We start from the raw sequence: 11,015 nt of genomic DNA on the forward strand, positions 1-11,015 counted from the left end.
CGATAATGCTTGTTTTAAGACAGTAACAGCACGCCAATAAAAAGCGCCCTTCTTTTATATAAAAGAAGGGCGCTTTTTTATACTGATACGTTTAACCATCAATATGAGTTTTTCAGCTTAATCCGTCCAAGCATCACGATTGGCTTCATCTTTTAACTTCACAAAATCATCAGGGTCAAATTTGATTTGATCGCCTGTTTTGCCTTCTTTCACTTGACGCTCGTAGTCACGCAATATTCTCAGCGCCACAGGAGACAACATTAAAATAGCCACTAAGTTGACCAAGGCCATCAGCCCCATCGATAAATCGGCGAAGTTCCAGATCGCTGGCAAACTGGCAACGGCACCGACAAACACCATGCCCAGCACCATAAAGCGGAATATCATGATCATGACTTTGGCATTTTTGGTGCCAGAGATGAACTCAAGGTTCGATTCACCATAACTATAGTTAGCAATGATGGAGGTAAACGAAAAGAAGAAAATAGCAATCGCGACAAAGATAATGCCTAAATCACCAACATACTGCGATAAGGCCAACTGAGTGAGCTGAATACCTTCTTGCTCAACATTTGGATCGACCACGCCAGATAAAATAATGATGGACGCAGTTGCTGTACAGATAATAAGGGTATCCATAAACACCCCCAGCATTTGCATAAACCCTTGCACAGCGGGATGATCAGGATGACTCTTCGCCGTTGCAGCAGCATTTGGCGCTGAACCCATACCGGCTTCATTCGAAAACAAACCACGCTTGATACCGTTGATCATGGCCTGAGCAATACCATAACCAATAACCCCGCCAGCTGCTTGCTCAAAACCAAACGCTGACTTTACAATCAATACAATCGCTGCTGGGAACTGGCTAAAGTTAGTGACAATAATAAATAAGGCCAATAAAATGTATAAAATCGCCATGATGGGTACAATTTTACCCGCGATACGCGCGACCGAACGTAATCCACCGAAGACCACTGGCGCAACTAAGGCCACCAAGACCGCGCCCGTCATCCACGTTGGCACCCCAAAGGCTTCATTGGTCGCTTGGGCAATGGTATTTGACTGTACACCGTTGAACGCCAAACCAAAAGCCACGAGCAGGCACACTGAGAAAAATATGGCCAACCAACGCTTACCGAGACCTTTTTCAATATAATAAGCAGGTCCACCGCGGTAGACATTATCATTGTGTGGGACTTTGTACGCCTGTGCTAAGGTGGATTCGATAAAGCTGGTCGACATACCAACGATCGCTGTCATCCACATCCAAAATACCGCCCCTGGACCACCGAGATAAATCGCAATCGCGACCCCTGCCAGATTACCGGTCCCAACGCGCGCCGCTAACGATGTCATCAAGGCCTCAAACGAGCTGATACCACCATCTTTACGCCCTTGATTGGAGACACGTAACAATTGCCACATGTGACCAAAATGACGGAACTGGATAAACCGTGTGACCACGGTGAAATACAGGCCAGCACCAATCAGTAAGAACATTAACAGTCCGTACCAAGGATTACTCGCGATCAACCAATCATTGTTTCCCCAGATAATACCAACACCGTAATTTACGATGTTATTAAACCAACCTGCTACCCCTTCGCTCATACGGACTCCTCATTTACCCTTTATATATCTTGCTTGTATGTCTTATTGATATCGTTGTCGCCCAATTCTAACCTTAAAAACGCGTACTTAAAATGGCGGAGATCAAAATGTCACGTGCATTCTATAGTTATAAGGTTGTCTACAACCATCACGTTTGGTTATTAACTCAGTAATTTTATTTATAAAATAAATGTTACTTACACTTGATATCCTATAGAATGTATTGAGTAACAATTTAATAGCACAAACTAGACCGTTTACGTACTATCACCATGATGTCAACGTCTAATGTGGCAACTTACATACTAATTATTATAAAAAACTTTGATTTGTATGAATAATTTTTATGTTTTATTGTTGATAAAACGATTTTATCAATGTTAGTGTAGATTAACCATTCAATAATCTGCATGAATGGTGAAAGCATTAAAAACTTTAAGATGCTTGTCAGGAAGACAAGATTGCGAAAAAGACAGCGGACTGTCCTACCTCCTCTTTCTTCCTCGATAAACCCTGTGCCTTTTACATGGCAGTCTTAATCAAAGTGACCAATGCGATACCTGACTATTGAGTGATTGTTTGCAAACACAACAGGTTAAATACGCGTGTTTATAGTTACCCATTAAAGGTCTCACTGTTTGTAACTCTTACTTTATAAAGCAGTACCTATCTATTTTTTATGACAATTTAAGTGATAAAAAATAGCCAAAGCCTCTCTCATATTGTTGTTTGTGTTAACGCTGTTGGATTACTTGGTATTGGCTGTCTATCAAGCAAAGTTTTTGCTGTAGAGATAATGTCGTCGCAATCGATAAGGGCCAAATCATCGTAATTTATTAGGGTTAGACCAACAATTGTATTTTAGGTAGACAAAAGGAGTTGTCCTATGGAAAACCACAACGATCCATCCGGTTATTGGCGTGCCAATGTCCGTCTCATTTTAGGCAGCCTGATTATTTGGGCGCTATGCTCTTACGGGTTTGGAATTTTATTACGTCCTCTTTTAGCAGGTATTAGAATCGGTGGGACCGATTTGGGCTTTTGGTTCGCTCAACAAGGATCCATTGGGGTATTTATCATTTTAATTTTCTTCTACGCTTGGCGTATGAATAAGTTAGATAAACAATACGGTGTAGACGAGGAATAGCCCCATGAGTCAATTTACGATTAATATTATTTTTGTAGGTCTATCTTTCGCTCTTTACTTCGGTATTGCGATTTGGGCGCGTGCTGGTTCAACGAGTGAGTTTTATGTTGCAGGCGGCGGCGTGCATCCCGTTGTAAATGGTATGGCAACCGCTGCTGACTGGATGAGCGCGGCGTCATTTATCTCGATGGCAGGCTTACTTGCTGCTGGTGGTTACGGTGCATCAACGTATTTGATGGGCTGGACGGGCGGTTACGTCCTACTCGCCATGCTACTTGCGCCTTATTTACGTAAGTTTGGTAAGTTTACCGTTCCTGATTTTATTGGCGATCGCTTTTATTCTAAGACCGCCGCTATGATTGCAGTGGTTTGTTTGATTATCGCGTCGACCACTTACGTTATCGGTCAGATGACGGGTGCTGGTGTTGCTTTCTCACGCTTCTTAGAAGTTGAAAACACGACTGGTCTTATCATTGCAGCTGTTGTGGTCTTCTTCTACGCGGTCCTTGGTGGTATGAAAGGGATTACCTACACGCAGGTTGCGCAGTATGTGGTTCTTATGATTGCTTATACCATTCCTGCCGTTTTCATCTCACTTGAGTTGACGGGCAATCCAATTCCAGGTTTGGGTTTATTTTCAAACCATATAGAATCTGGCGTTCCTATCTTGACCAAGCTCGATCAGGTAGTGACTGACCTGGGTTTCACAGCCTACACCGCTGATGTCCCTAATAAGCTAAATATGGTGCTATTTACCTTATCGCTTATGATTGGTACAGCTGGTCTACCACACGTTATCATTCGCTTCTTTACCGTTCCTAAAGTGGCTGACGCTCGCTGGACTGCTGGTTGGACGTTAGTGTTCATCTCACTTCTGTACTTTACTGCGCCTGCAGTAGGTGCTATGGCGCGTCTAAACCTTATCGACACTATCTATCCACAAGGTGTCGAAGAGCCTGCTATCGACTATGATCAACGTCCAGACTGGATGAGAACGTGGGAAGACACGGGCCTTATTAAATATACTGACCTCAATAATGATGGTCGTATCCAGATGTATAACGACAGTGGACTTGGCGCTGCAGAAACTGCATTAGCCAGTGCACAAACTGAGGGCGGTGATGTGGCTGCCGCGACTACCGCTGTTGAGACAGCACGTGTCGCACATGATCTAGAAGTTGACGGCCGCTTTGCCGATGCAGGCTGGGCGGGTAACGAGCTTGATGTCAATGCTGATATCTTAGTACTGGCCAACCCAGAGATTGCACAGCTTCCACCATGGGTTATTGGACTTATCGCAGCAGGTGGCCTAGCCGCAGCACTATCAACAGCCGCTGGTTTGCTACTGGCGATATCCTCAGCCATCAGTCATGATTTGATTAAACGTAATCTTAATCCAAACATTAGTGATAAAGGTGAGCTACTAGTCGCACGTATCACCATGAGTGTCGCGATTGTCGTGGCTACATGGCTCGGTATTAACCCACCAGGGTTTGCAGCACAGGTGGTAGCATTAGCATTCGGTATCGCTGGTGCCTCACTCTTCCCTGCGCTAATGATGGGTATCTTCTCTAAACGTGTTAACAATATTGGTGCGATCGCTGGTATGCTGACAGGTTTGATTAGTATCTTGGTTTATATCTTTGTCTTTAAAGGCTGGTTTTTCATCAGCGGTACGGCAAACTTCCCTGATACAGCCGACTACTGGTTGTTCGGTATCTCGCCATTATCATTTGGCGCGATTGGGGCATTGTTGAACTTTATCGTAGCGTTTATTGTTTCTTATGCGACTAAAGCACCGCCGTTACATATTCAAGAATTGGTAGAAAGCGTTCGTTCGCCACGTGGCGCTGGTGGAGCCATCGACCACTAAGCTTCCAAATGATGATATATTGTCAGTTACCATATATCACTCACAGGCAGTAGCTGCTTGTGAGTGATTTTTTTATCTCCTATTTGTTATAAAAGTCTTTGGATTTTTGCTTTATTCAATGTGCCTATCGTATTAAGGAAGATTTTATGCTTTTTGAGTTTATCGCTACCATAGCTGCTGCATTTGGTATGGCTGGGCTGGCACTAATCATAACTCATCTCAGTAAACTGGCAGGCAAACGCGCACCCAAATGGCTGATTCCTCTATTTGCGGCTATCGGCATGTTTGCCTTTCAAATACACCAAGAATATAACTGGTATGGTCAACAAGTAAGTAAGCTACCAAAAGGCGTGCAAGTCGTAAAAACCGCGGAAAGTACCGAATGGTTCCGCCCATGGTCATACGCTAAGCCACACATATTACGTTTTATAGCGGCCGATGTTGGCAACGCCACTGTGCAAGTCAACAACCCAAATATATATTTGGTCAATTTGTATTTATTTGAACGGCGTAGAAGTGTGCAAAAAGTGCCACAAGTCATCGATTGCAGCATCCCTGCACGCGCAGATTATGTGTTACCCGAAAAAGGCAGCCAGCTTTCGATTGATGAACATGTGAAGCAAACAACAGCATGGCGAGATTTGGCGACCGATGATCCATTATTCACCAGTATTTGCACTGATAAAAACTAGCAATGCCATAAGCGTGAGCAATAGATCGATATTGAGACATAACGATGAGAGCGTTTCTATTAAATTTTATGTGTTTGGGGCATTTAATAGCGCTGTGAAGTTGCTGAATAAGTATGCTTTGAGTTAGCTCCTAACAGTAGTCCGGCGCACAAACCGCCAAAGTGCGCCGCAAACGAGATGCCTTGTTGGGGCATTAGTCCTTGCTTGATAGTCAGCCAATAGCCAGTCCCCATAATAATACAGGCCACTAGATACCCCCATCGACGAGCAAACACGGCGCCGCCTATCATGTAACCGAGCATCGCAAAACACAGTCCTGAAGCACCAATGTGAATGGAAGATGGTGAGCCAATCACCCAAGTGACCAAACCGGAGGCGACAATCAGCTTTAGCACAGTACGATAAGCATTTTTTTCAAACAAACCAAACAAGAATAAGATTTGTAACAACGTGACAGTGTTACCAAGTAAATGCGGAAAGTTGCCATGCATCGTCCACGAAGCAAACACCCCTATCAGACTGCCCACGTCTAAAGCACGCGGGACAATACCAAAAATATTCCACAGTCCAAACAGCGCGACTTCATTTAATAAAAACATACCCCACATGGGTATTAATACAAAAGCATATAAACCAATCACCTGCTTTATTCGTATCACAATCAAGCTGAATAACTGCTGCCAATTCATACCACACCTTGTCTTTTTGTGAATGACCTTCTTGTTGCCCTACTTTTTTAGAACCGCCTTAATGACTCACGGCAAAAAGGGGCCGCTCTACCGGTGTAAAAGCCAACAAGGACACATCTTTATCCGCCGTTAAGTAACTGTCGCCGTGTAGTAATGATGTCGAATGATAAGGAACCAAGGCAGTAGGAATGAAGCTACGTGCTGCATCAATATGCTTGATCGAGTCATCAAAAAAAATGTGGGGAGCAAACGTTCTCAGTACTGCTGTTTTTTCTAGGCCACCTAAGAAAAACGCCATATCGACATTGACTCCCCATTCTCGTAGTGTCTTGATCGCACGTAGATCAGCGGGTGCGTTACGGGCGGTCACCAATGCAATCTTTACTGGAGAGTATTTGAGACCGGCTGGCAGGCGCTCTTGTAATTTTGATAGCTTAATCAGTAACTCCGCATAAGGGCCTTTTTCGATGGGTAAGTCACGCATCTGCGTTTCACGATCATGAAAGGCGCGCAGACCTTTTTGCTTATAAAGTAGCTCGCCTGAATCATCAAATAGCACCGCATCTCCATCAAAAGCAATGCGCAGCTGATTGGTATCTAACTCATATGTGTTTACAGGCGTCGCATCGAGTATCGCGCAAGCGCAGATATTAGCGTCAGCAACTTGCTGCGCATCATCACGGTTGGTGGTTAAAAACAAGTCAACGTTGAAATCTTGAATATAAGGCGCAACAAGGCTGCCTGAAATAAACGCTGATCGTGAAATGTTAAGCCCGTGTTCAAGAATCGCGTTAAGTACTTGGATACCCGTATCTGGACTGCTTTTTGAGACGATAACGACTTCTACTAGTGGGGCTTCCATCTCTAACTCTGTGCCCTCTGTATTACAGTAGTCATTTAGATTGAGCAGTGCTTTGATCAACGGATAGCCAGCACCAATACTTAAAGGATCGTTTTCACGCTCGCTCATGTAGTCACGGAACTCTTTAATAGCGCTGGTAGGTCGCTGCTCTAAGAGCTGCAGTAAATAGTTTTCTGACTCTGTTAAGTCAAAAAGCGCGGTTGCAGAAATCGCGACTATTAGCGTGTTACTAAAATCGACTGCCATGTATCTTCTCTGCCTATCATGTTATCTATACGAAAGTATCTACCAGTTTACTACATTCACCCGCCTTTAGAATGCTAAGAAAAGTTATCACTGTGCAATATAACTTAACCGTACAACGATGCTTAAACTTGAGCAGACAAAGTAACAGCTCAAAGTGTCTTTATTATTTTTATATTGTGATGAGCAGTCTAGCCTCTAAACCAACTTATCGCTTTCCCATAAAAAAGCCACATTGTGATGAACACAATGTGGCTTAAAACATAGATAAATTGTTAGACAACGGCTTACCGACTCTTTAGACTTTCTTTTATCGTTAGCCCTTACGTTAACAACACTAGAGATATGGCTGGGAACGCAACCAAAATAACCAAACGAATCACATCAGAGACAATAAAAGGCGCGACCCCGCGGAACATATCGGACAGTTTAATGTGCGGTGCCATCGCTTTAATGACAAAAATATTCATCCCCATGGGCGGTGTGATCAAACCAAGCTCTACCGTCAACACCGCAATAATACCAAACCATACCGGATCAAACCCTAAAGCAACTATGATGGGATAGACCACAGGAATGGTAATCACTAACATCGCTAAGGCATCCATAAACAGCCCAAGCAAAAAGTACATAATCAAAATACAGATGAGTACTACCATCGGACTGACTGCGAGTGTACCAATCCAAGTCGCAAGCGTGTAAGACAAGCGAGAGACTGAGATAAAGTAACCCAATGCTTCAGCACCCAGCAGCATAAAAAACACCACCGCAGATAGTGCGAGCGTTTCAATGAGCGATTGCTTCAGCCCCTTCATACGCATGCCTTTGGCAAAAGCATACGCCCAAGAAACAAAAGCACCTACAGCTGCCCCTTCTGTTGGGGTAAATAACCCAAAGAAAATACCAGCAATAATCACAATAAAGATAAAACTAAAGGGTATCAGACCAGTTAATGATACAAGCTTTTCTTTCCAAGGCGTAGATTCACCGCGACGCGCTAAGTGGGGCTTCCAGCGCACCATGATCATGACCGTGATCGAATACATCACCATGCCAAGCATACCCGGTAAGAAGCCAGCGATGAACATGTCACCAACAGATTGCTGCGTTAAGATGGCGTAGACCAGTAAGGCAATACTGGGCGGAATCATGATACCCAGCGTACCGCCAGCAGCAAGGACACCGCAGGCAAAGCCTGGCTGATAACCGTACTTCTCCATCTGGGGTAAGGCAACTTTGGTCATGGTAGAGGCGGTGGCGAGAGATGAACCTGAAATAGAAGCAAAGATACCAGAGGAGCCGATACCAGCAATACCAAGGCTTCCCCTCACCCCACCAAATATGGTTCGGGTGGCTTCAAACAGTTTGCCCGCCATACCCGAATGGGTGGCAAAGACCCCCATCAAAATAAATAAAGGAATGGCACTAAAATCATATTTGGCCAAGACATCGACTGGGATGTCTTTGAGCATTTGTAAGGCGCCGCTAGGGGCGGTGACGGCGCCAAAACCAAAGAGACCCACACCTAGCATCGCAAGCGCGACGGGTACACGTAAGACGACCAGTAAGATCATGACGATTAAGCCAATTGCACCGATAATTTCTGGACTCATGCGCCTGTCTCCTCGGCGTCAAAAAACTCGCCTGTCTTAAATATATTAATAGATTCGATCAGTGAGCGAATGGCGAGCAACAGGCTTAAAAAGGCACTGATGGCATAAATGGGCATCATGGATATACGCAGATCTTGGGTGACTTTGCCGTACTCAAGCGCGTCAATGGCACTCTCATAAAGACCCCAAGTAAAGACAACGCCAATAAAGAAGAAGCCAAGCATAAAGAGGCCCATCAAGTAACCTTTGATAGACTGAGGCATTTTCTGGGTAAAGACGTCAACGATGATTTGTGAGCGCTCGACGAAAGCGGCAAAGGCGGCCAGCAATGCAAACAGCATAAAGTAGGAGACAATCTCCACACCCCCTTTGACCGTAAATCCAAGCTCACCACCAGTGAGCTTGAAAATGTAGCGGGCAGTCACGTCTAACATGGTGGTTAGGACGATAATGATAAGGCTGATGCCACCAATAAATTGGCACAGCCTTGAGATGAGGGTACTAAGTTTTATTAAGAATGTCATACAGCGCCTCCAAAGGGTTATACCACTTTACAGGCGGCACTAGCAGCTTTCGCTTTTTCATAGACACTATCAGCGTCTAGACCCAAAGCATTGACATCACTTAGATATTTTTGTGTTCCTTTTTGCAGCGGTCCTTTCCAGTCTGGATCGTTTAGGGGATCAGGTATTTCAATGATTTCATCGCCTTTATCTTTGGCAGCTTGTATGGCCATTTGGTCATGTTTATCAAACACTTCACCAACTTTATTGGCCAGCGCCATACCTGAGTTTTTATCCAAAACTTGCTTTAAATCATCAGGTAAACTTTCATACTTGTCCTTATTCATAGTGACCATAAGTGCCGAACTATAAAAAGGGATATTGGTGTGATACTTAGTAATCTCGTCAATCTTAAAGGCCGTTACCGCCTCCCAAGGGAAGCTTAGCCCATCAACGACACCGCGCTGTAGCGAGGTATACATGTCATTGGCAGGTAATCCGACAGGCGATGCACCAGCACTTTCAATAATATCACCAGCAACCGCAGAGGGCCGGCGGATACGCATACCTTTCATGTCTGCTGGTGTTCGAATCAGCTTATCCGTCGTATGAAGCGACCCAGGACCCGCACCATACATGAACAAAAGGTGTGTGTCCTCATATTCACTAGCAAGTGTGCCATCATTATAAAGGGTTTGCAGCATACAACCCATTTGGGTGGCTGAATTCGATAAGCCCGGAAGCTCAGTAATCTGAGTTAAAGGGAAGCGACCATTGGTATAGCCATGGGCTTGTGAACCAATATCTATCGTTCCTTTCGCAGCAGCTTCATAAGTAACATCTGCTTTGGCAAGACCCGCTGAAGGATACAGCTCTACTTTTAGGCGGCCATTAGAGTCAGTTTCTATTTGTTTGGCCCAAGGCTCAAACACTTCTGTGCTAATAGAGGAAGTTGCTGGCCAAAAGTGAGAAAAACGTAAAATAGTGGGATCTTGAGAGGTCGCTGATGAGCCATTAGCAGTACTAGCCGATGGATTAGAACAGCCTAAAAGACTAATAGCTGCTAAAGCACCTATTGAAAAAAGAGGAGCTAACTTCATTATCAATTCCTTTTGATAATTATGAGAATAGGAGTAACACTTATATTTAGTGCTTTAAGCCACTAACATGCCGTTATATTTAATCAGCTAATACTTCCATGTGGTTAGCTTCAATAACATACCATTTAAAATTATCAGTTAAAACGATATAAGTCAAATCATTTTAAAAATATATTTATATGAGTTTTAAGGTCTGGTATGAGTTTTATTCAATAGATTTAAGCAAAGAAGTGACGCTCAAACATAAACGTCCAAATAAGAAGCGGTAGGAAGCAGTTGATTTTGAAAACTCATAAGAAATTACCCACAAAGAAAAGCCCCCTCCGCGTTAGCGGAGGGGGCTTTTACTTAGAATAGAGAGCTGACGATGACCTACTCTCACATGGGCGAACCACACTACCATTGGCGCTACGATGTTTCACTTCTGAGTTCGGGAAGGGATCAGGTGGTGCCATCGTGCTATTGTCGTCAGCAAAGGGGGTTAGATATGAGTCTGTTGTTGTATTTATTGACATCAAGTATTAGCTTGTTGCCGATCAACTTGTAACCTAACTGAATCAAGGTTAAAGGTGATATCGAAATATATTTCTTCGTTATAAGCCACTACAGCTTATACAAGATAGATTAATTATACTTGTATACAAAACACTTGGGTGTTGTATGGTCAAGCCAAACGAGC

The 11,015-nt window shown here is 43.9% G+C and carries 9 protein-coding genes and 1 rRNA gene; 3 read left to right on the plus strand and 7 right to left on the minus strand.

From position 1 onward, the window contains the following. Positions 1-117: 117 nt before the first annotated feature. Positions 118-1,614, minus strand: a complete 1,497-nt coding sequence (locus tag B2P60_RS00450; protein WP_230709924.1) for an alanine/glycine:cation symporter family protein — start codon at positions 1,612-1,614, stop codon at positions 118-120. 886 nt (positions 1,615-2,500) lie between these two features. On the opposite strand from B2P60_RS00450, the gene B2P60_RS00455 reads away from it, so the two are divergent. The 3 genes from B2P60_RS00455 (at position 2,501) to B2P60_RS00465 (ending at position 5,326) form a co-directional block, all read left to right on the plus strand. Then, positions 2,501-2,761: a DUF4212 domain-containing protein gene (locus B2P60_RS00455; RefSeq protein WP_193004696.1), complete on the plus strand. Its 261-nt coding sequence runs from the start codon at positions 2,501-2,503 to the stop codon at positions 2,759-2,761. Positions 2,762-2,765: 4 nt separating this feature from the next. Continuing rightward, positions 2,766-4,634 carry a sodium:solute symporter family protein gene (locus B2P60_RS00460; protein WP_230709926.1) on the plus strand — a complete coding sequence of 623 codons (1,869 nt, stop codon included), beginning with the start codon at positions 2,766-2,768 and terminating at the stop codon, positions 4,632-4,634. A 146-nt stretch (positions 4,635-4,780) separates the two neighbouring features. Then, positions 4,781-5,326: a hypothetical protein gene (locus B2P60_RS00465; RefSeq protein WP_286738854.1), complete on the plus strand. Its 546-nt coding sequence runs from the start codon at positions 4,781-4,783 to the stop codon at positions 5,324-5,326. A gap of 83 nt (positions 5,327-5,409) precedes the next feature. On the opposite strand, the gene B2P60_RS00470 is transcribed toward B2P60_RS00465, so the two are convergent. The 6 genes from B2P60_RS00470 to rrf form a co-directional block, all read right to left on the minus strand. Continuing rightward, positions 5,410-6,015: a rhomboid family intramembrane serine protease gene (locus B2P60_RS00470; RefSeq protein ID WP_286738855.1), complete on the minus strand. Its 606-nt coding sequence runs from the start codon at positions 6,013-6,015 to the stop codon at positions 5,410-5,412. Between the two features lie 58 nt (positions 6,016-6,073). Then, a complete protein-coding gene (locus B2P60_RS00475; RefSeq protein WP_230709932.1) occupies positions 6,074-7,123 on the minus strand; it encodes a 5'-nucleotidase in 1,050 nt (349 codons plus the stop codon). 320 nt (positions 7,124-7,443) lie between these two features. Further along, entirely contained in the window at positions 7,444-8,733 is a 1,290-nt protein-coding gene (locus tag B2P60_RS00480) for a TRAP transporter large permease (RefSeq protein ID WP_286738858.1), read from the minus strand. Next, positions 8,730-9,257, minus strand: a complete 528-nt coding sequence (locus B2P60_RS00485; protein ID WP_198334880.1) for a TRAP transporter small permease — start codon at positions 9,255-9,257, stop codon at positions 8,730-8,732. Before B2P60_RS00485 ends, B2P60_RS00480 begins: the two co-directional genes overlap by 4 nt. A 17-nt stretch (positions 9,258-9,274) precedes the next feature. Continuing rightward, positions 9,275-10,336 carry a TRAP transporter substrate-binding protein gene (locus B2P60_RS00490; protein ID WP_230709937.1) on the minus strand — a complete coding sequence of 354 codons (1,062 nt, stop codon included), beginning with the start codon at positions 10,334-10,336 and terminating at the stop codon, positions 9,275-9,277. Between the two features lie 359 nt (positions 10,337-10,695). After that, positions 10,696-10,809 (minus strand): 5S ribosomal RNA (gene rrf, locus B2P60_RS00495). Positions 10,810-11,015 lie beyond the last annotated feature (206 nt).

The sequence above is a fragment of the Psychrobacter sp. UBA3068 genome (assembly GCF_002366815.1).
Lineage (GTDB): Bacteria > Pseudomonadota > Gammaproteobacteria > Pseudomonadales > Moraxellaceae > Psychrobacter > Psychrobacter namhaensis.